Here is a 23,155-nt window from a genome sequence, read left to right as displayed (position 1 = left end):
AAGCAAGAACAATAGAAAAACTTCTTCAAATGATTTAGACCATCAGATAAAACGTTCGAATAAATAGACTCTTTTTATCGACAAATTGGGTTTTCGCGCGCTGTGTTGTTGGTCGTTCATAATTTTAAAGCAACATGATAAAAGCTAAATCAATAAAAGTTCGATTTGATGCTAATCGTATTTTCGCTTTATGAACCAGAGGTCTTCGAAACTAAAGTTAATAGTTATTTTATGCTGTATTTCGCGAATCAAGGTGTTGGTTACCTGACCAGTTGTGCCGTAACTGTAGCTGATGTTTAGATTTGAGTTTAAACTACCAATCGGAATCCCCGCGCCTATCGTAAACGCTGATGTAGCTATTTTGTAATCTTTTATTTCAAGATTACCCGAATTAAAAGTAAAGCCGCTTCGAAGCCTTAGCAGTTTTGATTTATTAGCGTTGGATCGAAATTTTTTTCTGTATTCTGTACCAATAGAAAAAATAGAATTGTCTGTGTAGGTGCCAACATTATCTGTTAACTCTGTTTTACTCCAGAATATTTGGCGATAATCTGTATTTATAATGAAATTCTTGAAGACAAAGCGCCCACCAATAGTAATATCGAGCGGAAGTTTGAAATTGCGCATAAACAGATTTGATTCATCTTCCAAAATTGTTGTTCCGTTGTCGGTCACATTAAGTAAAGTACGATCCTTACTTGCTTTTAAGTAGTTAGGTAATTTTATCGAAGTTCCCACGATAATGTTTTTTCTCAAATCGTACTGAGCTCCAAAACTGATTTGAAATCCTTCATAATGACTAACTTCGTCTAGCCGAGTCAAGCTATTTGAGAAGCTGATATTTTCCTGCTGAGAGACGTTACCAAAATTGAAAGCAACTTCAGAGCCAAGTCTAAGTTTATTTCCAATTTTTCTCGCATAACTTAAACAAAATTTATTGAGCCCACCGCTACCTATAATCGCACTGGTATATTGCTCTTCACTTCCAGCAACTTTACCGCGAATATCATCAAAGATATATCCGACATTCGAATACGGAATAAGCGAAAGAGCGACTGCGCTCTTAGTATTTAGTGGAAATCCCAAACTAAAATTGCTGAAACCAAAAGCACGCTCTTTGCTAGAGCTTCTTGAACTTTCATTGGAAGTGTTTTGCAATTTTAAACCGATATCGAAAAAGAAAGAGTTTTGTGGAATTGATGCTAAAGATGCCGGGTTTAAACTGTTTAGCTCAAATTCTGAAGGTAAAGCTACGCCGGAGTACCCAAGTGAATTGGTTATACCGGTGTTTTCGAAGTTAGTGCTTCCCAGACCATACATAGAATAAGGCGATGAGGTTAGTGAACTTATTTGACTGTATGTTGCAATATGAAAAAGCATGATGCTACTGCTGATAATCCATCTAATCATTGTATCTGAGATAAGTTACATTTACTTTGGCTGGATTGGTTGGATGTTTTTCGCCATTAAGAACTAAGCGGCTGGCAGAGACATTAAAGTCGAAAGGAATTAAAGCTAGGGAGTAATTTAGGTACTGATTATTTTCAAGAGTTTTTATCAAAAAAGGATTAACATTTACAGTCAGATAGTATTCCGATATATCTGGGCTTGGTTTTGAAATGTAACCAACGACCGCTTTGCCCGAAGGTTCGTTTAATGTGGCTAGGAAGTTGTTGTTTTGATCAATTATATAGAGCATCAATGAGTCGGGAGTGAATCGGTTTTCACTTATAAATTCCTCTTCCAGCTTTATCTTTAATTCTGACTTCAGTAAGTAGCCGTCTGTATTCAAATTAAAAATGCTACTTCGAAAGTTAGGGAACGAAACCTTAGTCACGATACCTATACCTGATTGCATATAACTGTAGTTTTGAGATGCCGTAGATGCCGCTTCGGTTTCTTGATTTGTGAGATTTGCCATATTTGTTCCGGTTCGCTCACTTGTAATTTGAGTAAAATACTTATTAGATTCTAAATCATTGAAGTTAAGATCAAAAGTTAGCACCTCGTCGGGCTCGTCGGGTAGACTGTAGTACAATCTTATGTAGCTACTCTGCACTTTGAAGGACGTGATCGAGTTATCATCCGTTTCAGCAGGGCTAATTCGAATCCCTTTAAAAATATTTGTGAGCTCACTTTGGTTGTTGATTTGCCCATTTTTTACTTGCTGAAAAATGGAATTAAATATCGGATGGTTTAAAGAAACTTTCAATGAATCATCTGAAGTAGTAGGCTTAAATGTTCTGGAACCAAGAAAATTGCCCACTTGAAGATCGGATGTATTGAAAAATGAGTTGCTGTTGGATCGTGGCCGGAAGTTCTTCGACAGCTGATGTACTTGGATGGATTTTATTAGGGTCGTATCGTTGTAAAAAATCTTGTCATAAGCTAAATTTAGTACAACGCTATCAAGCACCGCTTCTTCTTCAATATAATAACCTTCACACTTTAATTCGAAAAATCCTCGTGCGGTTACGACTCCAAAAATAGGGTCTGAATATTTTCCTTGCAGAATCCGAAACCCATTTACCGTTGAAATGCTATCAAGTTTGTAAGTGCTAACCTTTAAACTAAAAGTGTCGATTAACTCCAGCTTTAACCGAGAATCCACAAAAGAGTCGGAAGGCGACAAAAAATCGGGAACTTCATCTGTGGCGCATGAAACAAACAACAGAAGTAAAAAGTAGAAAAAAATAATTCTCATAATTCCTTATAAATAATCAGCCTTGCAAACCTAGTTGATGGCTTAGAGAAACACCGTAACGATTCTACAATTAGGGAAAATCCGACGATTAGCAGCCTATTTTTATCTGCAATTTGATATAAAGGATTTTGTATTTAAAAATGGGCTATCGGTAGGTAAAAGTTACTTAGTAGTAGAATATTCTTGCAATTGTCTCCCTCGGTTAATTACGTTTGTTTAAAGCAACGGATTGATGTTTCAAATTAGAACACTAGTACTATTACTATTTGTATGCAGGCTTCAAGCACAAAATGATGATAAGCGATTTTATGGAAATGTAGCTCACAGGCAATTAAACAGTGAAAAAAAACTACGAGAAGAGCTAACTACTTTTACCATTGCTGGTACTGTGAGTGATTTTAGCTTAAAACTCAATTTCGAAAAATCAGATTTGTTTTCCAAAAACGCTGCAAATAGCAATTTGAACTCGAGTCTTTTGTCGATGCGCTATTTAACGCTTTCTGCAAATAGAGATTACGGTTTTAAAAACGGTTATCAATTAAATACTCAATTATTCACCACATGGTCTTCGGAAAGCAACGAAGAGTTAGTGAATAAAAATGCATATTTTGGAGGTAGTGTACTTGCGGGAAAGAGAACCAATAAGTTTAGTTATTTTGTGGGATTAGCATACGATACATATTTCGGTACTCCACAAGTACTTCCAACCTTTTATCTGAATTATAAGTATAAAAATTTAATTGAGGCCCAAGCTTCACCTAGACTTACCTACATTAAATACTATCTCAAACCTTCGCATATATTTTCAATAGAATTGGATAATCAATCGAAATACGGCAAACTAGACCAATCAAAAACTCAAACTAGAATTAACGAAGTAAACCAAATGGATTTTTCGTTAATAGCAAAGTTTGAATTCAAAGCGATGAAAAGTTGGACTTCAAGTATTGGCGTAGGGCATGGTATTTATCAGGAATACAAGACCTCTGAAGCTACGATCAAATACTCCAATAACTACTCTTTTAATTTATCATTTAATTATCAATTTTAACATTTATACCATGGAAAGTTTTTCAAGATGCAGACTTATATTTATAGCTGTACTGTTATTAAATTCGCTTTTGCTGATAAGCTGCAACAATGATAACGGTGATGGCGATTTGACCGGCAATTGGGTCGCTAGTACTGTTTTTGATGGTGTGCCTCGCAGTGGCGCTATCTCGCAAACTATCGGAAATTTCGCTTATGTCGGTTTGGGGTACGATGGAGACGATTATCTAAAAGATTTTTGGGAGTACAATATCGAAGGTGGATTTTGGATAAGACGTCCCGATTTCCCGGGAGAAGGTCGTAATTTAGCAGTATCATTCGCCATCGGAACAAGTCTATATGTGGGAACAGGGTACAATGGTTCAGAGGAGTTAAGCGATTTTTATCGATACGATACTACAACGCAAACTTGGACCCAAGTAGCCGATTTTGGTGCAGGTATTCGACGATCAGCGGTTGGTTTTGGAATTGGTACTTCTGGTTATGTTGGACTAGGTTACGATGGATCGAATGATAAAAAAGATTTCTGGAAATATGATCCCGTAACAAATACTTGGGAGCAAAAGTTTGGATTTGGTGGAGGTAAAAGAAGAGATGCAATTTCATTTACCATTGATAACATCACTTATGTAGGAACAGGGAAATCTAATGGAATCGATTTGAATGACTTCTATGGATTTGATCATCAGACAGAAACATGGTTTAAATTAACGGACTTAAATGAAGACGATGATTACGAAGTAAAACGTTCCAATGGAGTTGCTTTCGTACAAAATGGCAAAGGCTACGTTTGTACAGGTAGTACTGCATCGACTTGGGAATATGATCCCAACACCGATCTTTGGAAAGAACTAAGTCAGTTTGAAGGCAGTATTCGCCAAGATGCAGTGAGTATATCTAATGGATCGAGAGGCTTTGTTTTACTTGGAAGAAGTGGAAATTTATATTTTGACGACATGTATGAATTTTTCCCAACGGCAAAGTATGATGATGAAGATTAAACGATAGGAGTTTGTTTGGCTAGTTTCCAGAAGATGTAAAAAACATTTCGCGGTGGCAGCTAAACAGAATTGTAGCGGATTATTCTATTTTCGTGGGCAGATGGAGTAACTATTCAAATTAAACGATTTTAAAGAATATACGTTCGTCAGTTTATCGTCGATTTAGTGAATGATTCCCGTTGAAAAAGATTAAAACAGCTGGAGTAAAAAGAGGTTTCTACGCTTTTGAATAGGTTTTATGGGAAATAATACCACAAGAAAATAAGCTTTCTCTATTTTTTAAGAATTGTGGTTATTGAAAAATAGACATATCGTCTAAATTAAAAAACAATTATTATGTTTTTCAAACCCTCTTTTTTGGATGTTGTTAGCTTTCAGAATCTTACTAATTAATTGCTTTTTAACGCTATAAAAATTTTTATCAGTGAATATTCTCCAATTAAAACAATACCGGATTGAAAAGCCTTTTCAACTGCTATTTCATGTAATATCATGGACCTTTATCTTCTGCATTCCCGTAGTAAACTCAAGTTTTTCCAATCAGTCGTTTACGGGGCCTCATCTAGAATTTGCGGTAATCGCTTTGTTTATCTTTTATTCCAACTATTTATTTTTTATTCCGAGGTTTTTTATAACCAAGCGTTATTTATTTTATGGCCTTATCAATCTTGTTTTGTTCGTCATTTTGGTGGAAATCCTTTCTCGCATATTGCCTAATGGCCAAGTTGGTCCTTTCGAAAATCTCCCATCAGAAGTTATAAAAGAAATTAATGAGAATACTTTTATAAAATACTTTCCACCCGCAATTCTATTTGTATCTCTTTTATCTATCAGTATACTTCTAAGGATTTTCGAAGTATATAATACTAACTTAAAACGTCAAAAAGAGATTGAGGCAGATAGAAAAAATGCACAATTACAATTATTGAAATCTCAGCTCAATCCGCATTTTTTCTTCAGCGCGCTAAACACGATATATGCGTTATCGATTTCAAAATCAGACTCAACATCCAGCGCAATTCTGAACTTATCTGAAATCATGCGGTATGTCTTGAAGGAAAACACAGACAACGAAAGTGATGGTAAAGTTAACTTACAGGAGGATTTAAATCACATAAGAAATTTTATCTCGCTAACCGAGTGGAGACTGACTTCTAACAATAAAATTCTTTTCGATGTATCTGGAGATGTCGGCAATCACCGCGTGCATCCGTTGCTATTCATCTCTTTTGTCGAAAATGCTCTGAAATATGGTATTAGTTTGAATGATCCTGCCGAAATTAAAATCAATTTTACAGTTACTTCCACACAGATTTATTTCTATTGCGCTAATAAAATTATTCAAACAAAAAAGCAAGTGTCATCTTTTGAATCTGGTATAGAAAATGCTAAAAAGCGGCTCTCTTTACTATATCCGGATTATAAATTAAAGATTGAGCAAGACAATGAAATGTTCCAAGTATTTTTAAATTTCGAATTATGACAAAAGCACGAGTTTTAATTATTGACGACGAGCCTTTAGCACTTTCAGTTATTGAAAATTATTGCAAAACAATAGACTCAATTGAGCTTGTAGGCTTGTTTTTAGATCCCATGCTAGCACTTCAGTACATTACAAGCAATCCAGTTGATTTAATTATTTCAGATATAAACATGCCTAATTTAACAGGTATTGATCTAATAGCAAGTTTACCAAATAAACCAGCGGTAATATTTACAACAGCCCATTCTGATTACGCGGTAGCTGGCTTCGAACTTGAAGCACTCGACTACTTGTTGAAACCAATTTCTTATCCCCGCTTTTTAAAATCTGTTAATAGATACTTCGCTCAGAATCAAAAAAAAGTTAATTCTAATTACATTGATTTGACAAAAATAGAGCCAACTCTTAATAACTCTTTCATCTTTGTTAAATCAGAATATGAAAATCTAAAAGTTACTCTTTCTGATATTCTGTATATAGAAGGCTTTCGAGACTACCTAAAGATTTTTCTTACCAACGGTAAAAGTATAATGACATTAAGTAGTTTTTCTGCAATACTGGTAAAATTGCCTGAAAGTGATTTTATTAGAGTTCATAATTCTTTCATCGTAAATCTATGTCACATCACCTCAGTTCAAAAGAATAGAATTGTTATTGGGCAAAAACGCATACCAATAAGTGAAACATATAAGAAGTCTGTTTTTTTGAAGCTATCTATTTAACGTGAGTTCAATATAGAATCCGATGCTTTTAAGAGTTTAAACAACTGATTAATAGCGCTATAAAATAATTAAAAACGTAAGTTTTTGAGGTGTAACAATACATAGAAATGTTTCAAACTAAGGCTGCGAATTTTTTAGAGCAGCTATAGTCGGATAGCATTTTTATACATTGTATCATGGGTCTTAAACATAGAACAGTCGTTACCTTAAAAAAGAAACTGCGGTATCTAAAAAATACAAAGTATGAAGCGACTCTTTAACTGGTTGTCTTCAAAAAAAGTACGTGAAAATTAATCTTCTACCACTTTAAACTCTCACTTCAAGCAATCTAATTGGGATCTTTAAGTCGAACCAACATAAATAGGTAGATTGAAGAATTAGCGAGTGAAAACTCTTCTAATGCTTGCCAAAAACGTCAAATAAAGCGATCTAAAAAAGACACTTATTTCGGATTCACAGTTTCAGAAGATTATTAGGTTTTTTAAAGTAATCAAATTAAAGATAGAAATCAATAACTCATTTCAACAATTTCCTTCACTTTAGCGATTGTTATTTGTTGTCGTTCGCCTAGTGCTTTCCAGCCGCGATTTTCAAAACGTTCAACCACAATTTCGGCAGTGTTTTCATAATTTTCTGTCGCTTCCGAAAGTTTTAGCGGCATTCCCATCAGTTTTAGAAATGCACTTGTTTTTTCGATGGCAGCCAGCGCTATTTCTTCGTTGGTTCCGCTTAGGTTCCAAACGCGTTTCCCGTACTGCGCTAATTTGTCTTTTTTCGTTTCAAAAACAGCTTTGTATAAGTTTGGAGCGATAATCGCCAGCGTTCGTGCATGATCGATTTCGTACAGAGCCGTAAGTTCATGGCCAATCATGTGCGTAGCCCAATCGGTCGGCACGCCTTTTTGAATCAGGCCATTTAACGCCATCGTCGCACACCACATGAAGTTCGATGCCAATTTGTAATCCGACGGATTTTCAACAACTTCGGGTCCAATTTCCACAAGCGTTTGTAAGATACTCTCGGCAATTCGGTCCTGAAGCAACGCATCGTGCGAGTAGGTGAGGTATTGTTCCATAACGTGCGTAAAAGCATCGACAACGCCATTTTGCAACTGTCGTTTTGGCAAGCTCTGAATTACAGTCGGATCGCAAATCGAAAATTGAGGAAACAACGCCTTTCCGCCGAGAGTAAGCTTTTCTTGAGTGGCTTCGATGGTGACAACTGCCCCGGAATTCATTTCGCTTCCGGTTGCCGGTATAGTTAGAATGGTTCCGAAAGGAATAGTTTTTGAACTGTCGGTAAAGAGAATGCGCTTTCGCAGAATTTCAATAGGATCGCCTTCAAAATTAACTGCTCCGGAGATAAATTTCACGCCGTCGATAACGCTCCCGCCACCAACAGCCAAAACAAAACCGATTTCATTTTCGCGAATAATAGCAACTGCTTTCATCAAAGTCTCGAATCTGGGGTTGGGCTCAATTCCGCCGAATTCAATGACGGTTTTTCCAGCTAATTGCTTTTTTACTTGCTCGTAAATTCCATTTTTAAAGATACTGCCGCCGCCATAAGCGAGTAAAATCTTTTTATTTTCAGGCAGTAAGCTGCTTAATTTTTCAATTTGTCCTTTTCCAAAAACATAGTTGGTTGGATTGAAGTATTCGAAGTTAGTCATGGTGTAAATTTTTAGTGAAATTAGAAGTTTTGGATCGATGACAATAATAAGAAAAGCACAAAATTAACCTAATTTATAGGTAAAAGATTGGGTATATCGCGCCATAAAACCAAATCTAAGAGAATTCTGTTTACTTGATTTAAAAGCCACAAAGCGTATTTTATTCTTCACTAATACTGGTGAAGCAACTTTTTTCACATCTTTAACCTGCTAAATTGTCTAAAAGAAAAATTCTTATGTTGCTTATTACTAACTAGCTTAGAATTTTCATATTTTCGGATTATGAAAAAGTTGTTTTTTATTTGTTGTTTTATTAGTGAGACAATTTTTGCACAATCGGAAGTTAACTGTCGGTTCGATGAAATATCGTTAGTAAACTTCAAAGATGATAAACAGGATTATAATCTCAAGATGTACACAAACACGAACAACAGGGATGTTTTTGCTATATCATATGGTGATAAAGTCCCACTAGAAATTTACGACTTTTCCGCAGGCAAACATTATCATCTTAAGAAGAATCTCGATGCTGAAATACAGGAGAGTAGTGTTGTTAAGAGCGTTTATGAACATCAGACCGATTTCGCGCTACTAAAAGAGATTTACTCAAAGAATATTATCGAGCGAACATATCAAATTAAAGAAGGAATCGCTGGTATTGATACGTTGATTATTGTCGTAAATTCTCACTTTAAAGCGCGAAACAAGCGCAAATTTTATTCTAAAACAACGCTACTTTTTTCTAAGGCTGAAAGAGATTATTGGAAGGCATTCGACCATGTTTTGAATACAAAAGTGGCCTTGCTTGCACCTTTAAAATTTTCTTTTCCAATAAAAATTATATCTTTTACTGAAGAAGTGAAGAAAGAACAGAGAGACGCCATAAAAAGGTCAGGATCCGTAGAGTATCGGACATTAAAAAAGGAATAATTAAGCGCCGCACCAACAATATTCTCAAAATAGGTGTAAGGTAACCAGTACTTTTACTTTCACAGAAGCAGGCGGCAGATGTTTGACTATTTCGCCGAATCGTATTTAAAGTTATAATCCAGGAGATAGGAAATACGATTGTTTACGCAGCAATTTAAAAAGTACTTTTAAGAGGGTAAGTTTTAAACAACTCTGTTGTGAGCTGCCTTAGTTTGCCAACCAATTTAAAAAGTCGGTTACTTTTTCCTTGCTCACTACAATTTTACATTCAAAGGGAAAAACTAAATTCACCAGTAGTTTTCTATTAAAATATATTGAAGCGTCTTTAATAGCTTTTCTATTTACCAAAAATTGCCTATTCACGCGGTAAAAATTGGGCGAGGTTAGTTGTTCAAGCTTTTCCAACTGATAATTAACGGCTACTTTCTTATCGGAATTAGTTACGGCAAACACTAGTCCGTTTTCTATGTAAAAGGCAAGCACATCTTTAATGGGAATTGGAATTATTTTATCAGCTTTGGTTATAAGAATTGACGAAAAACGCTTTGTTTGTAAGGCACTAAATTCGGATATAAAATTTCGAATATCATCGTTTTTACTGTCAAAGCGACTTTTTAAAGCTTCAAATTTCGTGAGCGCGGCGTTAACAGTTTCATTACTGAATGGTTTTAGCAAATATTCAATACCAAAATTTTTAAATGCTTGCAAAGCGTACTCGTTATAAGCTGTACAGAAGATTACCGGTGTATTGTCGTTGACTTTGTCAAGAATATCAAAGGCTAAGCCGTCTCCGAGCTGGATGTCAGAAAAAATCAAATCCACTTTTATATAGGAAGAAAAGTACTTGTTGCCGTTATCGACAGAGTTAATGATAGCAACAATTTCAATTTCGGGTCTGAGGTTGGTTAGAGTTTTTGCTAGATTGTTTGCGGTGTGTTTTTCGTCTTCAATGATAATAATTCTCATAGGTCATGTAGTGTTAGAATAGCGCAAAAGGTGTCTTTAGTGCGATATATTTCTATATTGGAATTATTCATATGCAGCAATCTTTTATTCAGATTTATCAATCCATGCCCCGACTTTTCTATGGTAATGATTTCATTGATGTTATTTGAAACAATAATTTGATTACCACTACTTACTATCTTGATGTTTAAAGGTTCTTCCTCTGTAAATTTATTGTGTTTAACGGCATTTTCAACCAAGGTTTGGAGACCCAAGATAGGTATTTTTTTTCTCAACATGTTCGTATCAATTTGATTTTCATAGGCAATAGCAGAATCAAATCGTCCTCTTAATAAAGCAACGTAATCTTCAGTAAACTTTAACTCGTCAGCAACGGAAACGATTGCATTATCTCCAATATTGGCAGTGTATCGCAGAAAGTCAGAAAGTTTCATAACGTAATTTTCAGCTAAAGAAGAATTTTCGGAAATTAAGGATTTTAAAATACTTAATGAATTGAAAAGAAAATGAGGTTGTAGCTGTTGCAGCAGTAGCTGCTTTTGAGATTCTAGGTTAATGATTTCTAGCTGTTCGTATTGCCTTTCGATTTCTCGATTTTTATGCTCGGCAATTTGAGTTTTTAACAGAATTAAGATTATTGTATTAAGCGTAATTGTTGTGAGAATGGGATATACGAAATATTGGTGAACAACATTACTAAAAGGCAGCTCTGGTTCAAAAAATACTTTTGGAATATGAGTTAAGAAAATTAAAAAAAAACTCACTATGTTTCGCTTTACTTCATTATGAGGAATTTTCTTTAAAAGAAAAATGTTGATGCACCAAAAAATAAAAACATTTGCAGTAAGCCCCAGCCACAAGACACATGACTGCGATAAGTTTAACTTGTCGAAGATGTATAGTGGGCTCACGCCAGATAGGGCTAAAGCAGGAGAAGTTATTAGTGCTATCTTATAAATTGTTTTCATTGAAAAAAGTCAGTTATAAAAGTAGCTACTTTTTAGGCAATTATTTTTCCATCGGTTAATTCTATAATTCTGTCTGAAGCATTAGCAAAATCTTGGTCGTGGGTGACTGCAATAATGGTTTGCCCATACTCAGAAGAAAGCTCCTTAAAAATGTCAAACACAATTCCTGTATTTTTTGTATCTAGGTTTCCAGTCGGTTCATCTCCCATAATAATCGCTGGATTGTTTATCAAAGCTCGAGCGATAGCAACTCGTTGTTGCTGGCCACCACTTAGCTTCGAGGCAGGTTTTAAAGCTTGCTCTTCTATACCGAGTAACTTTAGTTTTGTGTAGGCGACATGTTCAATTTCTTGCAAACTTAAATTACCGAGTTTTTGAGCCGGTAACATTACATTCTTTAAACAACTGAATTCTGGCAGTAAGTAGTGAAACTGAAATACAAAACCAATGTGTTGATTTCGTATTGCAGCTAATTCATTAATAGTTTTGCCCGTAACGAGTTCTTCTTTGATGTAAAGATGGCCTTCAAAATTAGTATCCATCGTACTTAAGCAATATAGCAAAGTTGATTTTCCCGAACCACTTTTCCCAACAAGCGTTAAAAATTCTCCCTCAAAGGCTTTAAAACTTACATCCTTCAAAGCCTGGAATTTCACAGGATCAGTGAAGAATTTATTTATATTTTCTGCTTGAAGTACAACACTCTGTTTCATTTTTTATTTTCTTAAAATTGCAACCGGATCTACTTTTGAAGCTTTGAGTGCTGGAAAAAAACCTGCACAAAATGTTAAGAACACCCCTAAGATCAAGCTATTTGAAAAAAGGTCTAACTCAAAGGTTATCGGGAAATACCCCACGGGTCCGCCCATGTATATGTTTGACATTATTTCTATCAAAATTCCACCTAAAAGTAAACCCATCACAGTTCCAATACAGCCCATGATAAGTGCCTCTAATACAAAAATCTGTATTATATCTTTTCCAGAAAACCCTGTAGCTTTTAAAATTGCAATATCGTTTATCTTTTGAGAAATTGTCGAGCTTAGGATATTATAGATGCCAAAAGCAGCTACAAGAAGTATCGACATAGATATTGCTCGCATCATTGCACTTCTAGTCTTGTCGCCACTAAGTACGTCAGCATTTGTCGTCTTCCAATCCTCAACAGTATAAGAAGTTAGTTTTTGAATTTCTTTAGCATATATCTCCGATTTTTCAGGGTCCGGAGTATTTGCAAATATAGTGCTTACAAAAGCTGGCCCTTCTTTTACGAATTGCTGTGCAGTGGACAAATTAACATAACATTTTTGTTGATCATTTAAGCTGTTACCCGTTTTAAAAATTCCTACTATTTTCAATACTTTAACTATGTTGAATGAAGAGGATACAGTTATGTTGTCGTTTAAACCTAAGCTTAATTTCTCTGCTATGCCACTTCCTATGATAATTCCATTTCTATTATTTGATAGGGCACCCGTTGACCCTGCAACTATATATTTTTCCAGATTGAACATGGTGTTGTAATCACCGATATTCACACCGCTACCCGTACCTCTGAGTTGTGCTTTGCCACGATAATAGAAAGCGTCAAAACTCACTTGGGAAATTGCTGTAGTAACAAAAGGCTGCGATTTCACCAATGTTAAAAGCTTTTCTGGGTTTATAATCTTTTTTGAAAGTGTTGTGATTTGCGGATTTACAATAACAGCTGTACTGCCGTTCGAAAAGCGACTAATGATCGGTTTGCTGATTTCATCGTTTTGATAGATTTTTATATGTGCATTGTTCTTAAAAATTTCATCGCGAGAAAATCTCGTAAATCCTGACGATAAGGAATTCATAAATAAGTATATTCCTACGCCAATAGCAACTCCTAAAGCAGCAACCATCGTTTGTTTTTTGCGCGTTAACACATGTGTTAGTGCTATTTCAATATTTACGCTCTTTTTCATTTTACCGATTGATTTGGCCTCCGACTTCTGAGGTTTTTAAGTTGTTTTCCGCGACATTTTCTGTTACAAGTGTTGTATTGGCATCTATTCCGCTGATTATATGAACCCAATCGGTACTGATAAACTTAGTTGTAACTTTAGTTTTATCTTTTTTCCCTTTTTCCTGAACATATCCGCCAAAATCTAAGTAATTGCGAGGTATTACTAGCGCGTTTTTAGTTTCGGAAACAATAATATTTGCTTGCAGTTGTGTGTTCACAATTACGGATGCTGGTAAATGGTCGAGTGATATTTTGCAAATAAATGATTGTGTTGTCTCGTCGAATGCTGGATAAATTTCTATGAGTTTACCCTGATAGGTTATGTTTTGATCCGAATTAAGTTTTACAATAGCAACCTGACCAAGCTTGAGTTTGCCTATATTACTTTCGTCGACATTTACCTTAGCTAAGATGTTATTTGCTTCTCCTATCTGAGCGATTACATCTCCTCGTTTAACATAATCTCCTACTTCTTTGTATTTTCGATAGACTTTTCCACGGACTACTGCTTTAATGTTATTATTTGTAAGTGCCAGTTCGTTTATTTCTTTCAGGGCTTTATTCGAAATAGCACTTTGTTTAGCTTGTTGCAATAATATTTTGTAATTCTCTACAGCTGATTTATAATTCGACTTGGAAGATTCAAGCTGTAATCTAACTGTTTCAAAGTCGAGTCTAGAAACACTGTTCTCCTTTAACAATTTTTCGTAACGCTCAAATTGAAGTTCATCTTGCTGGAGTTTTAGCTTGTTCAATTCTATTGCTGATAGAGCTTGTTGTAAAGCAGGCGCATTTGGTTTCATATTACTATCTGCTATCCGGGAAAGTTGTTCTGCACTTTGGGTATTAAATCGATTTTCTTTATTATCAATAGTCGCGATTATTTCTCCCTCAGTAACCAGATCACCTTCTTCAAAACTTATTTTGACCAAATATCCATCGGTTTGCGCAGTTAAATTATAAGTGTTGTTTGCCTCAAGTATTCCAGACGCAAAGACAGTCTCAGTTATATTTTTTCGAATTGGTTTAGTTTCGGCAGTTTTCTTTCCACAGGACAGTATGCCCAGCGAAAAAAGCAGAATTGAGAATACGTTGACTACCTTCATTGTTATTGAATTTTATTATTTATTTCGATTTTCGCCAATGCAAGAAGCACATTTACATTCGATGATATTAAGTTGTAATTTGCGTTTATCATCGCGTTGAAACTGTTAATCGTTTGATCGATGCCAATTATACCCTGTGTGTATAAGTTTAAGTTTTTAGAATAACTGTCTCTCCTTAAGTTGTATATTTCTAAATTTGATTGCGCCTGAGAGGTTGCTTGATCAAATTCAATAATCAATTGCTTGTTATTAAGTTTGGCCTTTTCTTTAGATTTTTCAGTGTCAAGTTTGGCCAATTCGTAATCATATTTTGCTTTATATGTTTGAGAAAGTGTCGCAGCACTTGGAATATTGATAGCTAAACGAAGTCCGATGTAAGAACTTCTTATCCAGTCGACATTATTGTCAAAAAAGTTAGATTCTTGGTTGAATTGTTGACTAGTTCGGTTAAAAACAAAATTTAGTGTTGGTAAATTCTCTTTTATACTTTTTCTGTAATTTGAGTAGGCACTGCGTTCTCTTAAAGTTGCATTTAGAATTTCTAGATCATTTTGGCTTACTTCTGGATTTGAAGAGATTAAAACTGGCGAAGTTACTTCTGTAATAGTGAAAAGTTCTTCTTCTGGAATATCGGCCAAAATTTTTAAACTAAGGTACTGCTGCTCAAGTAATAGTTGGTACTGCTCTATGTTCTCTTTTGAACTTAAGTAGCTGGATTTAGCATCATTAACATCTTGTTGCTTTACCAAACCTTGTTTAAACTTCGATTCCGCAGTTTGCCATAAAATTTCGGATGACTTAAAATTTTCAATTGCTGCTTCAATCTGTGCGTTAATATTTACTATGTTGTAATAGTTTGTCGCTAATTGTTCATACAGATTCTTTAAAGTCAGCTTATTGTCATTTTCAGTAATGTTTATATTTAATTTCGCAAGCTTTAAATTCTCCCAGCCCGATAAATTCAGAATCTTTATTTCCCCATTCTGACTGAAGCTTGTCACGTAAGGAACACCAGTTTCAATAGCTTGACCACCAATAATTTGAACAGGTATTCTAGTATTATTTGTATAAGATAAACTTTGAGTTCCTGATGGATCAAGTACACCAAGTAACGCAGCTAGCTTTGCTTTCTTAGCTTGGATCAGCTTGATATCTCCCGATCTTATCGTTATACTTTGCTTCTTAACATAGTCTAGGAACTGATTAAAGTTGCTATAGTTTTGTTGTGAAAAGACAGCATCATTATAAAAAGCGAAAACGAGGTAAATCGCCACAATTGCACTTCTTCTCATAGGACTATTTTTTTATTTTACTGAAATAGAATACTTTACTAAACAGTAACTTTTTACCTACTACCTTAATTTTGTCTGCGGTAATGAAAGTTATCGTTACATCCAATTCTATTTTTTTGTCGGGAGGCGCCATAATTCCTTTGAAGTTTTTTTCTTTTGGATCGTATTTTAGTTTTTTCATAACTATCTTTCCAACCCCACTAGGTTCACTGGCGTCTGTGGCAATCTTTCCATAATATAAGCCGTCTGCTGCTTTGAAAAACTCCGAAGTTTTACTTGCATCGGTCTCGTTTTTCCATTTGCCAACCAATGCATTTTCATCTTGTCCGAACGAAGTCAAGTAAAATAGAAGCAGAACTATTTGGATGCTCATAATCTTTCCTCCTCTTGTTTTCATAGTGTTAATTTTAAAACAAAGATCTCCAGATGAATAAAGCTAATCGTTTGGATTTGAGTCGAAACAGCCAATATTTAACTTTAAACGGACAGATAAGACTTGGAATTGGTTCTTAAACATTTCTAACTGTAATTAATCCTAGAATCGTAGCTTTGTAAGCTCAAACTCAATCTATGCCACTTTCTTTACACCGACCCATTTGCTTTTTCGATTTAGAAACAACAGGAACTGATATCGCACGCGATCGTATCGTAGAAATTTCCATACTAAAAGTTTTTCCAAACGGAAACAAAGAGTCGAAAACATGGCTGGTTAATCCAACAATTCCGATTCCCGCAGTGTGTACAGCAGTACATGGAATTAGTAACGAGCAGGTAGCCAACGAGCCTACTTTTGCACAACTGGCTCCACAAATACATCAAATGATAAAGGATGCCGATTTAGCCGGATTCAACTCCGATCGATTTGATATTCCGCTTCTCGCAGAAGAATTGCTCCGTGCAGGTGTCGATTTCGACATGGGCAATCGCGTATCCGTTGATATTCAAACCATTTTCCACAAAATGGAAGAACGTACTCTTAGCGCCGCCTATAAATTTTATTGTGGGAAAAATCTGGAAAACGCGCATTCAGCGGCAGCCGACACAAATGCGACCTACGAGATTTTACTCGCACAAATTGAACGTTATCCGAATTTAGCTCACGACACTAAAGGTTTATCTGAATTTTCAACTAGAAAGAAAATCGCTGATTTTGCAGGAATGATTGCCTACGATAACGACGGAGATGAGATTTTTACCTTCGGAAAACATAAGGGAGCAAAAGTGACACGCATTCTCGAATCGGAACCAGGCTACTTTAGCTGGATTCAAAACGCCGATTTCCCGCTCTATACGAAAAAAGTATTAACGGCAATTAAGTTGAGAAAACTGAATACAAAATCATAAAAAAAGCCGTGCGTAGCAGCACAGCGTGGAATTTATTCTTGGTTTTTAATATTGCCAGCTATTTTGGCTGAGATTTATACTACCCAGCAATTACGTCGTTTCTCATGAGAATTATATTACGAATAACACAAATTTACGATTTTCTTTTGGTCTTAAATCATTATCGCAAAAAAAATTATCTAACCTCTAAACTATCGCCCGTTACGAATTGCTTCGATGTAATTGATGCTTTTGAGTGAAATTCTTGAACAAATATACTGCTAAAACCAGATAAGGAGTGTTTAGCAATAATAGTAAGACGAATATATGTGGATTCATCTTGCCATTCTTCTTCCAAATCTTGCGTAGTTCGAACACGCCAAGCATGCAAGCTATTCGGGTCTGCGGATTTCCCTTCGGGAATGTACGATATAAAGTCCTGTACTAATTTAATGTCCTTTCCTTGAATATTAAGACCGCCGATTCCTCCTACTTGTTTGTAAAAAGTAGGTTCAACACGAACATCAAAAATTTCGGCACGAGTTTTATTAACGAATTTAAAAAAGTAGTTGATTTGACCATCTAACTCCCTTTTACTGATATGCGGCGATATACTAATTTGAGCGCGTTTTTTTCTAAGAAAGTAAATTAAAAACAAATATGAGGAAATAAGTCCTGTAGCTATACTCAGAAATTGCGAGGTTAAAATTTCGAACATGGCGGATACAATTTGAAAGGCGTAAAGTGTAAAAATAGTGATTTCTTCGAACTAAATCAATGCGCTTTTTTGAGTATTCGTAACTAAAATTTGTGCATTTTTGGCAATCGCTAATGCTAACTCATATGAAGATTATTTGCGTAGGAAGAAATTACGCCGATCACATTGCCGAGCTTAAAAACGAGACACCTACCGATCCCGTTTTGTTTTTGAAGCCCGACAGTGCCCTCATTCTCAAACAACATCCGTTTGTGATTCCAGCGTTTTCATCCGAAATTCATCATGAAATAGAACTAGTGGTCAAAATCAATAAAGTTGGAAAGTACATCGAACCGCAATTTGCATCGAAATACTACAACGAAATTACAGTTGGCATCGACTTTACAGCGCGTGATCTACAACAAAAACTTAAAGATAAAGGACTTCCTTGGGAAAAAGCCAAAGCTTTCGACGGCTCTGCACTTGTCGGTAATTTTCTGCCTGTCAGCAACTTCGATTCGCTTGAAAATCTTAACTTCGAACTTCGAAAAAACAACCAAAGCGTTCAAGTCGGAAATTCGGCGTTAATGCTAACAAAAATAGATGATTTAATTGCCTACATTTCTACGTTCTTTACCTTAAAAATAGGCGATCTTATCTTCACCGGAACTCCAGCCGGCGTAGGTAAAGTCGAAGAAAACGACGTTCTAGAAGGCTATCTTGAAAACCAAAAACTATTTCGATTACAAATTAAATAATGGCACTACACTATAACCTAGCAAAAGTTTATGCAATTTCTGAAAACGACGATGAGTTCGCCAAGCAAATTGCCACACTTTTCGTAACCGAAGTTCCACAAGAAATGGAACTCGTGAAAACAGGAATCGAAACGAAAAAGTACGATCAAGCGCACGCCGCAGCTCATAAAATCAAGCCAACACTCGATTTGCTCGGAATGGATAACGCCTACGAAGAAGTGAAACTCATCGAAGCCTGGGCCAAACGAAAAGGCAAACGCAGAGAGATTAAAGACACCTTCAAAGATTTATCCGTACGTGTAGATAAGGCCGTTCGCGAAATCATGAAAGACTTTTCGCTATAAGCAAAATATAAAACTAATGAAAGCAGCAATTCTGACTATTGGCGACGAAATTCTCATCGGACAAATTGTCGATACCAACTCTTCGTTTATCGCAAAAGAACTCGATAAAATTGGCATCGCAACCTTAGAAATGCGTTCCATTTCCGACGACCGTCAGCACATTCTTGCCACCTTTCAAGAACTGCAGAATCATTTCGATTTAGTAGTAATAACCGGCGGTTTAGGTCCAACAAAAGACGATATCACCAAAAAAACCATCGCCGAATATTTTAACGATACGCTCGTTGAAAACACGGCCGTTTTAGAACACGTGCGTCAGATGTTGGAAAAGTATTTCAACCGACCGCTTTCGCAACTCAATAAAGATCAGGCTTTGGTGCCTACGCAAGCAACTATTTTGTTCAACGACTACGGAACTGCTCCCGGCATGTGGTTGCAAAAAGAAAATACCGTTTTTGTGTCGCTTCCTGGCGTTCCCTACGAAATGAAACACCTCGTTAAAGACCGCCTTATCCCGCTTTTGGTTGAAAAATACGACCGTCCGTTTATCGTGCACCAAACAATTATGACCTACGGGCAAGGGGAAAGCCTCATTGCCGAACGCATCGCGCACTGGGAAGATGCCTTACCCGAATTCGTTAAATTAGCGTATTTGCCGAGTCCCGGTCGTGTGCGTTTACGACTCACAGCGCGCGGCAACAACGAACAACTGCTGAAAGATGCCGTGAAAACGCAAGTCGACTTATTACAAGAAATTATTGGCGATATCATCGTAGGTACCGAAGAAACCGATTCGATCGAAGTAGTTGTAGGTCGTAAATTAACTCAAGCCAAGCGAACCATAGCAACGGCAGAAAGCTGCACCGGCGGAAAAATCGCACAAGTTCTCAGTAGTGTTGCAGGTGCATCGCAGTACTTTTACGGAAGTATGGTTACGTATCGCACGGAATCGAAAACCGAATTGCTAGGCATTTCAAAACAATCCTTAAGTGAATTTGGTGTCGTAAGTGCCGAAACAGCGAAGCAAATGGCAAAGGCAGTTCAGGCTAAATTCGGAACCGATTTTGCATTGGCAACTACCGGAAATGCAGGCCCGAGCGCCGGCGACGAACGGCAGCCTGTAGGTAAGGTTTTTATCGGTCTGGCCACACCAAATCGAGTAGAAGCATTCGAGTTCGACTTCGGGCAACCGCGCGAAAAAGTCATCGATAGAGCGGTCGCAAAAGCACTCGAATTACTGCAAAAAGAAATTTTAAAATTTTTGTAATTATAATTTTGCTGTAAGGTTTCTTTTCACTTACTTTGCACGCTCAATTTGAATAACGAATTAAAGATTACGATAATGTCAAGAGTTTGTGACTTAACAGGTAAAAGAGCGATGGTTGGTAACAACGTATCGCATGCGATGAACAAGACGAAAAGAAAATTTTCGGTTAACTTGATTAAGAAACGTTTCTATTCTGTAGAAGAAGGACGTTGGATTACGCTGCGTGTTGCCGCTTCTACCATCAAAACCATCAACAAGAAAGGTTTCGAGGCTGTTGTGAAGCAAGCTCAGAAAGACGGTTTTATCGGTTAATCCTAAAAAATACGCACAATGGCAAAGAAAGGTAACAGAATTCAGGTAATTTTAGAGTGTACAGAGCACAAGACATCTGGTGTTCCAGGTACATCTCGTTATATCACAACAAAAAACAAAAAGAACACGCCCGATCGTATGGAGATTAAAAAATTCAACCCGATCTTGAAGCGCGTAACTGTTCACAAAGAAATCAAGTAATTTTAGGAACTCATGGCAAAGAAAACCGTAGCAACGTTACAAACACAATCAAAAAGATTGTCAAAAGCTATCAAAATGGTGAAATCTCCTAAAACCGGAGCGTACGTGTTCGTTGAGGCTATCATGACTCCCGAGCAAGTAGACGAGTTTTTGAAAAAGAAATAATCACAACTTGACCAGCATAAGCCGCTTTCTCATGGAAGGCGGCTTTTTTATTTATCTTTGTTTTTTAGAAGCTTTTTCCCGCTTTTCACTCCAATCTTTTTTGCGGCTTAAGCCGAACCGCAAAAAAGGATTTCCGTTGCAATCGGGGCTAGGGCAATCGTTACCAAAATAGTACACACATGAATTTCTTCAAGAAAATATTTTCTTCCGAGAAAAAAGAAACACTCGATAAAGGACTCGAAAAAACCAAAACCAGCTTTTTCGGAAAGCTTACCAAAGCAATTGCCGGAAAATCAAAGGTCGACGAAGAGGTGCTCGATAATCTCGAAGAAATCCTAATCAGTTCGGATGTTGGTGTAAATACCACAATCAAAATCATCGAACGAATCGAAAAACGCGTGGCCGCCGATAAATACCTCGGAACCGCCGAACTTAACCAAATTCTTCGCGATGAAATTTCGGCCTTACTTGCCGAAACCAACTCCGGCAACGAAACCGATTTTAGCATCCCAACAGGTAAAAAGCCGTACGTCATTATGGTTGTGGGCGTAAACGGTGTCGGAAAAACCACCACGATCGGTAAACTAGCGTCGCAGTTAAAAGCATCGGGCTATTCGGTAGTGCTCGGAGCGGCCGATACTTTTCGTGCAGCCGCCATAGATCAGTTGCAAATTTGGGCCGATCGAGTAGGAGTGCCGTTGGTCAAACAAAATATGGGCAGCGATCCGGCTTCTGTAGCTTTCGATACGCTAACATCTGCCGTATCTCAAAACGCCGACGTCGTAATCATCGATACCGCTGGGCGTTTGCACAATAAGGTAAACCTCATGAACGAACTTTCGAAAGTAAAGCGCGTGATGCAAAAAGTAGTTTCCGATGCGCCACACGACGTCATGCTCGTACTCGACGGTTCAACCGGACAAAACGCTTTCGAACAAGCCAAACAATTCACCGCAGCTACCGAAGTTACCTCGCTTGCGGTTACCAAACTCGACGGAACGGCTAAAGGAGGCGTGGTTATTGGCATATCCGATCAATTTCAAATTCCGGTGCGTTACATTGGTGTTGGCGAAGGCATAAACGACTTACAAGTATTCAACAAATTTGAATTTGTAGACTCGTTTTTTAAGTAACAAAAGTTCGATTAGCCAATAAATATTATCCGTGTTTTTTGATTTTTTCTATTCATTTTTTCGAAAAACATCTATCGGTATCTGTTTATCAGAAAGCGATATTTAATTAAATTTGTGTAAAAATTTACCATGAAGATTGGAGATGTTGCAAAGGTTGACCCAAAGTTAACAGGTTTAGATTTCTGGGCTGAGGGCGAAGTGATTGATATAGAGCAAAATCCGTTTAAAGGAATTGTCATTGCGATTCGTGATCACCTTGGTCGTATTTTTTTTGGTGAGGAAAAGTATTTTGTAGCAGCGTAAGGATGTTTGCAATTAGTTTTGATATGGTAATTGTTGATTTGAAGACCTTTTACTGGGATTTTTAGGGAAAGCCGTCGGTTAAAATTGATGATTTTCCAGTTGGTAAACTAAAATTAGTGCAAGCTTGGGCCGAAATTCATAAAGATGAGCTCTTAGAGATGTGGTATTCAAAAGCATTTCACAAAGTAAAACCTTTACAATAAACGTCATGCTAAAAGTAAAAAGAATAGTCGCAATAGATCAATACTCTTTAATTTGTGAATTTGATACTGGAATAAAGAGAAAGCTAAATGTGCTTCCTCTTATCGAAAAACATCTTCACATGGAAGGTGTTGCTAGTTTAAAAAATAAGGTTCTATTTGATACAGTTGCTGTTGGCGAATTAGGTGAAATTTATTGGAAAAATATTGTAAGAACTGCAGGAGGTATTTGGAATTACGATATTTCTCCAGAGTACGTCTTTTATAATGGTTCGGAAGTAAGTTGATTGTTGTAAACCTGAGTTCGATTAAAAATCATTATCAAAACGCTTAAAATGTGCAAATTGCGAAATTAAATAGCAATCGAAATGAACAACTGCATCGCTAAACAGATAAACGGCTGCCTACTTCGTTAGATTTTTTCGCGATACTCCAGTATCACGAAGAAAATCTGCCTGTTATACCAATTAGATCTATAAAACAGTCCGATAAAAAAATGTTTTTAAGTCATAACTGCTTTAAAAAAATCTTCCGTAGCGCTGCTATGCAACATTTTTTTGCATTG

27 protein-coding genes are annotated in these 23,155 nt (G+C 36.5%); 16 read left to right on the top strand and 11 right to left on the bottom strand.

From position 1 onward, the window contains the following. Nucleotides 1–171: 171 nt before the first annotated feature. Together Q0064_RS12955 and Q0064_RS12950 are read right to left on the bottom strand one after the other, a co-directional pair. Entirely contained in the window at nucleotides 172–1,410 is a 1,239-nt protein-coding gene (locus tag Q0064_RS12955; protein WP_298148639.1) for a hypothetical protein, read from the bottom strand. Beyond that, on the bottom strand, nucleotides 1,403–2,704 hold the full coding sequence (locus tag Q0064_RS12950) for a DUF4270 family protein (RefSeq protein ID WP_298148638.1): 1,302 nt from the start codon (nucleotides 2,702–2,704) through the stop codon (nucleotides 1,403–1,405). The genes Q0064_RS12955 and Q0064_RS12950 overlap by 8 nt, the downstream gene beginning before the upstream one ends. A 232-nt stretch (nucleotides 2,705–2,936) precedes the next feature. Between Q0064_RS12950 and Q0064_RS12945 the strand changes: the two genes are divergently transcribed. The 4 genes from Q0064_RS12945 (at nucleotide 2,937) to Q0064_RS12930 (ending at nucleotide 6,960) form a co-directional block, all read left to right on the top strand. Beyond that, nucleotides 2,937–3,755 (top strand): DUF6268 family outer membrane beta-barrel protein, encoded by an 819-nt coding sequence (locus Q0064_RS12945; protein WP_298148637.1) that lies wholly within the window; start codon nucleotides 2,937–2,939, stop codon nucleotides 3,753–3,755. A gap of 70 nt (nucleotides 3,756–3,825) precedes the next feature. Beyond that, entirely contained in the window at nucleotides 3,826–4,755 is a 930-nt protein-coding gene (locus tag Q0064_RS12940; protein WP_298148636.1) for a kelch repeat-containing protein, read from the top strand. Nucleotides 4,756–5,179: 424 nt separating this feature from the next. Beyond that, the gene (locus Q0064_RS12935) at nucleotides 5,180–6,238 is read left to right on the top strand and encodes a histidine kinase (protein WP_298148635.1); all 1,059 of its coding nucleotides are present in this window, start codon (nucleotides 5,180–5,182) and stop codon (nucleotides 6,236–6,238) included. After that, nucleotides 6,235–6,960: a LytTR family DNA-binding domain-containing protein gene (locus tag Q0064_RS12930; RefSeq protein WP_298148634.1), complete on the top strand. Its 726-nt coding sequence runs from the start codon at nucleotides 6,235–6,237 to the stop codon at nucleotides 6,958–6,960. Before Q0064_RS12935 ends, Q0064_RS12930 begins: the two co-directional genes overlap by 4 nt. Nucleotides 6,961–7,468: 508 nt before the next feature. On the opposite strand, the gene Q0064_RS12925 is transcribed toward Q0064_RS12930, so the two are convergent. Beyond that, nucleotides 7,469–8,632 carry an iron-containing alcohol dehydrogenase gene (locus Q0064_RS12925; protein ID WP_298148633.1) on the bottom strand — a complete coding sequence of 388 codons (1,164 nt, stop codon included), beginning with the start codon at nucleotides 8,630–8,632 and terminating at the stop codon, nucleotides 7,469–7,471. Between the two features lie 282 nt (nucleotides 8,633–8,914). On the opposite strand from Q0064_RS12925, the gene Q0064_RS12920 reads away from it, so the two are divergent. Continuing rightward, the gene (locus tag Q0064_RS12920) at nucleotides 8,915–9,562 is read left to right on the top strand and encodes a hypothetical protein (RefSeq protein ID WP_298148632.1); all 648 of its coding nucleotides are present in this window, start codon (nucleotides 8,915–8,917) and stop codon (nucleotides 9,560–9,562) included. Nucleotides 9,563–9,769: 207 nt separating this feature from the next. Here Q0064_RS12920 and Q0064_RS12915 read toward each other — a convergent pair whose 3' ends face one another. From Q0064_RS12915 to Q0064_RS12885, 7 genes are read right to left on the bottom strand one after another with little or no spacing between them, the layout of a single operon-like run. Next, nucleotides 9,770–10,528, bottom strand: a complete 759-nt coding sequence (locus Q0064_RS12915) for a LytTR family DNA-binding domain-containing protein (protein ID WP_298148631.1) — start codon at nucleotides 10,526–10,528, stop codon at nucleotides 9,770–9,772. Next, nucleotides 10,525–11,496: a histidine kinase gene (locus Q0064_RS12910; protein ID WP_298148630.1), complete on the bottom strand. Its 972-nt coding sequence runs from the start codon at nucleotides 11,494–11,496 to the stop codon at nucleotides 10,525–10,527. The genes Q0064_RS12915 and Q0064_RS12910 overlap by 4 nt, the downstream gene beginning before the upstream one ends. 32 nt (nucleotides 11,497–11,528) lie before the next feature. After that, on the bottom strand, nucleotides 11,529–12,209 hold the full coding sequence (locus Q0064_RS12905; RefSeq protein WP_298148629.1) for an ABC transporter ATP-binding protein: 681 nt from the start codon (nucleotides 12,207–12,209) through the stop codon (nucleotides 11,529–11,531). A 3-nt stretch (nucleotides 12,210–12,212) separates the two neighbouring features. Then, the gene (locus Q0064_RS12900) at nucleotides 12,213–13,448 is read right to left on the bottom strand and encodes an ABC transporter permease (protein WP_298148628.1); all 1,236 of its coding nucleotides are present in this window, start codon (nucleotides 13,446–13,448) and stop codon (nucleotides 12,213–12,215) included. Between the two features lies 1 nt (nucleotide 13,449). After that, complete coding sequence (locus Q0064_RS12895; RefSeq protein ID WP_298148627.1) at nucleotides 13,450–14,595, bottom strand: HlyD family efflux transporter periplasmic adaptor subunit; 1,146 nt, start codon at nucleotides 14,593–14,595, stop codon at nucleotides 13,450–13,452. 2 nt (nucleotides 14,596–14,597) lie between these two features. Continuing rightward, nucleotides 14,598–15,887 carry a TolC family protein gene (locus Q0064_RS12890; RefSeq protein ID WP_298148626.1) on the bottom strand — a complete coding sequence of 430 codons (1,290 nt, stop codon included), beginning with the start codon at nucleotides 15,885–15,887 and terminating at the stop codon, nucleotides 14,598–14,600. A gap of 4 nt (nucleotides 15,888–15,891) precedes the next feature. After that, nucleotides 15,892–16,284, bottom strand: a complete 393-nt coding sequence (locus tag Q0064_RS12885; RefSeq protein ID WP_298148625.1) for a hypothetical protein — start codon at nucleotides 16,282–16,284, stop codon at nucleotides 15,892–15,894. Nucleotides 16,285–16,457: 173 nt separating this feature from the next. Between Q0064_RS12885 and Q0064_RS12880 the strand changes: the two genes are divergently transcribed. Beyond that, nucleotides 16,458–17,231, top strand: a complete 774-nt coding sequence (locus Q0064_RS12880; protein ID WP_298148624.1) for a 3'-5' exonuclease — start codon at nucleotides 16,458–16,460, stop codon at nucleotides 17,229–17,231. Between the two features lie 175 nt (nucleotides 17,232–17,406). Here the strand turns inward: Q0064_RS12880 and Q0064_RS12875 are convergent, their stop codons facing one another. Next, a complete protein-coding gene (locus Q0064_RS12875) occupies nucleotides 17,407–17,928 on the bottom strand; it encodes a hypothetical protein (protein ID WP_298148623.1) in 522 nt (173 codons plus the stop codon). 125 nt (nucleotides 17,929–18,053) lie between these two features. On the opposite strand from Q0064_RS12875, the gene Q0064_RS12870 reads away from it, so the two are divergent. The 10 genes from Q0064_RS12870 (at nucleotide 18,054) to Q0064_RS12830 (ending at nucleotide 22,877) form a co-directional block, all read left to right on the top strand. Next, the gene (locus Q0064_RS12870) at nucleotides 18,054–18,665 is read left to right on the top strand and encodes a fumarylacetoacetate hydrolase family protein (protein WP_298148622.1); all 612 of its coding nucleotides are present in this window, start codon (nucleotides 18,054–18,056) and stop codon (nucleotides 18,663–18,665) included. Continuing rightward, nucleotides 18,665–19,009, top strand: a complete 345-nt coding sequence (locus tag Q0064_RS12865; RefSeq protein ID WP_094485837.1) for an Hpt domain-containing protein — start codon at nucleotides 18,665–18,667, stop codon at nucleotides 19,007–19,009. Before Q0064_RS12870 ends, Q0064_RS12865 begins: the two co-directional genes overlap by 1 nt. A 16-nt stretch (nucleotides 19,010–19,025) precedes the next feature. Then, entirely contained in the window at nucleotides 19,026–20,276 is a 1,251-nt protein-coding gene (locus Q0064_RS12860; RefSeq protein WP_298148621.1) for a competence/damage-inducible protein A, read from the top strand. A gap of 75 nt (nucleotides 20,277–20,351) precedes the next feature. Continuing rightward, nucleotides 20,352–20,588: a 50S ribosomal protein L28 gene (gene rpmB / locus Q0064_RS12855; protein WP_298148620.1), complete on the top strand. Its 237-nt coding sequence runs from the start codon at nucleotides 20,352–20,354 to the stop codon at nucleotides 20,586–20,588. Between the two features lie 18 nt (nucleotides 20,589–20,606). After that, nucleotides 20,607–20,789, top strand: a complete 183-nt coding sequence (rpmG, locus tag Q0064_RS12850) for a 50S ribosomal protein L33 (protein WP_094485840.1) — start codon at nucleotides 20,607–20,609, stop codon at nucleotides 20,787–20,789. Between the two features lie 12 nt (nucleotides 20,790–20,801). After that, the gene (locus Q0064_RS12845) at nucleotides 20,802–20,954 is read left to right on the top strand and encodes a DUF4295 domain-containing protein (protein WP_094485841.1); all 153 of its coding nucleotides are present in this window, start codon (nucleotides 20,802–20,804) and stop codon (nucleotides 20,952–20,954) included. Nucleotides 20,955–21,133: 179 nt separating this feature from the next. Further along, a complete protein-coding gene (gene ftsY / locus Q0064_RS12840) occupies nucleotides 21,134–22,087 on the top strand; it encodes a signal recognition particle-docking protein FtsY (protein WP_298148619.1) in 954 nt (317 codons plus the stop codon). Nucleotides 22,088–22,216: 129 nt separating this feature from the next. Continuing rightward, complete coding sequence (locus Q0064_RS12835) at nucleotides 22,217–22,390, top strand: hypothetical protein (protein WP_298148618.1); 174 nt, start codon at nucleotides 22,217–22,219, stop codon at nucleotides 22,388–22,390. Between the two features lie 83 nt (nucleotides 22,391–22,473). Then, entirely contained in the window at nucleotides 22,474–22,593 is a 120-nt protein-coding gene (locus Q0064_RS14780; RefSeq protein WP_366095291.1) for a DUF4160 domain-containing protein, read from the top strand. Between the two features lie 5 nt (nucleotides 22,594–22,598). Then, nucleotides 22,599–22,877, top strand: coding sequence for a DUF2442 domain-containing protein (locus Q0064_RS12830; protein WP_298148617.1), 279 nt, complete (start codon nucleotides 22,599–22,601; stop codon nucleotides 22,875–22,877). Nucleotides 22,878–23,155: the final 278 nt, after the last annotated feature.

This window comes from Flavobacterium sp. (assembly GCF_027490375.1).
Taxonomy (GTDB): domain Bacteria; phylum Bacteroidota; class Bacteroidia; order Flavobacteriales; family Flavobacteriaceae; genus Flavobacterium.
Note: the sequence above shows the minus strand (reverse complement) of the source record. Positions and strands in the feature narration are given on the sequence as shown.

Coding starts and splice junctions, on each gene's coding strand:
- Q0064_RS12900 (WP_298148628.1), bottom strand. CDS start 13,448: ATGAAAAAGAGCGTAAATATTGAAATAGCACTAACACATGTGTTAACG.
- Q0064_RS12860 (WP_298148621.1), top strand. CDS start 19,026: ATGAAAGCAGCAATTCTGACTATTGGCGACGAAATTCTCATCGGACAA.
- Q0064_RS12915 (WP_298148631.1), bottom strand. CDS start 10,528: ATGAGAATTATTATCATTGAAGACGAAAAACACACCGCAAACAATCTA.
- Q0064_RS12955 (WP_298148639.1), bottom strand. CDS start 1,410: ATGATTAGATGGATTATCAGCAGTAGCATCATGCTTTTTCATATTGCA.
- Q0064_RS12885 (WP_298148625.1), bottom strand. CDS start 16,284: ATGAAAACAAGAGGAGGAAAGATTATGAGCATCCAAATAGTTCTGCTT.
- Q0064_RS12905 (WP_298148629.1), bottom strand. CDS start 12,209: ATGAAACAGAGTGTTGTACTTCAAGCAGAAAATATAAATAAATTCTTC.
- Q0064_RS12945 (WP_298148637.1), top strand. CDS start 2,937: ATGTTTCAAATTAGAACACTAGTACTATTACTATTTGTATGCAGGCTT.
- Q0064_RS12910 (WP_298148630.1), bottom strand. CDS start 11,496: ATGAAAACAATTTATAAGATAGCACTAATAACTTCTCCTGCTTTAGCC.
- Q0064_RS12865 (WP_094485837.1), top strand. CDS start 18,665: ATGGCACTACACTATAACCTAGCAAAAGTTTATGCAATTTCTGAAAAC.
- rpmB (WP_298148620.1), top strand. CDS start 20,352: ATGTCAAGAGTTTGTGACTTAACAGGTAAAAGAGCGATGGTTGGTAAC.
- Q0064_RS12830 (WP_298148617.1), top strand. CDS start 22,599: ATGCTAAAAGTAAAAAGAATAGTCGCAATAGATCAATACTCTTTAATT.
- Q0064_RS12895 (WP_298148627.1), bottom strand. CDS start 14,595: ATGAAGGTAGTCAACGTATTCTCAATTCTGCTTTTTTCGCTGGGCATA.
- Q0064_RS12845 (WP_094485841.1), top strand. CDS start 20,802: ATGGCAAAGAAAACCGTAGCAACGTTACAAACACAATCAAAAAGATTG.
- Q0064_RS12875 (WP_298148623.1), bottom strand. CDS start 17,928: ATGTTCGAAATTTTAACCTCGCAATTTCTGAGTATAGCTACAGGACTT.
- rpmG (WP_094485840.1), top strand. CDS start 20,607: ATGGCAAAGAAAGGTAACAGAATTCAGGTAATTTTAGAGTGTACAGAG.
- Q0064_RS12890 (WP_298148626.1), bottom strand. CDS start 15,887: ATGAGAAGAAGTGCAATTGTGGCGATTTACCTCGTTTTCGCTTTTTAT.
- Q0064_RS12920 (WP_298148632.1), top strand. CDS start 8,915: ATGAAAAAGTTGTTTTTTATTTGTTGTTTTATTAGTGAGACAATTTTT.
- Q0064_RS12880 (WP_298148624.1), top strand. CDS start 16,458: ATGCCACTTTCTTTACACCGACCCATTTGCTTTTTCGATTTAGAAACA.
- Q0064_RS12950 (WP_298148638.1), bottom strand. CDS start 2,704: ATGAGAATTATTTTTTTCTACTTTTTACTTCTGTTGTTTGTTTCATGC.
- Q0064_RS12930 (WP_298148634.1), top strand. CDS start 6,235: ATGACAAAAGCACGAGTTTTAATTATTGACGACGAGCCTTTAGCACTT.
- Q0064_RS12925 (WP_298148633.1), bottom strand. CDS start 8,632: ATGACTAACTTCGAATACTTCAATCCAACCAACTATGTTTTTGGAAAA.
- ftsY (WP_298148619.1), top strand. CDS start 21,134: ATGAATTTCTTCAAGAAAATATTTTCTTCCGAGAAAAAAGAAACACTC.
- Q0064_RS12835 (WP_298148618.1), top strand. CDS start 22,217: ATGAAGATTGGAGATGTTGCAAAGGTTGACCCAAAGTTAACAGGTTTA.
- Q0064_RS12870 (WP_298148622.1), top strand. CDS start 18,054: ATGAAGATTATTTGCGTAGGAAGAAATTACGCCGATCACATTGCCGAG.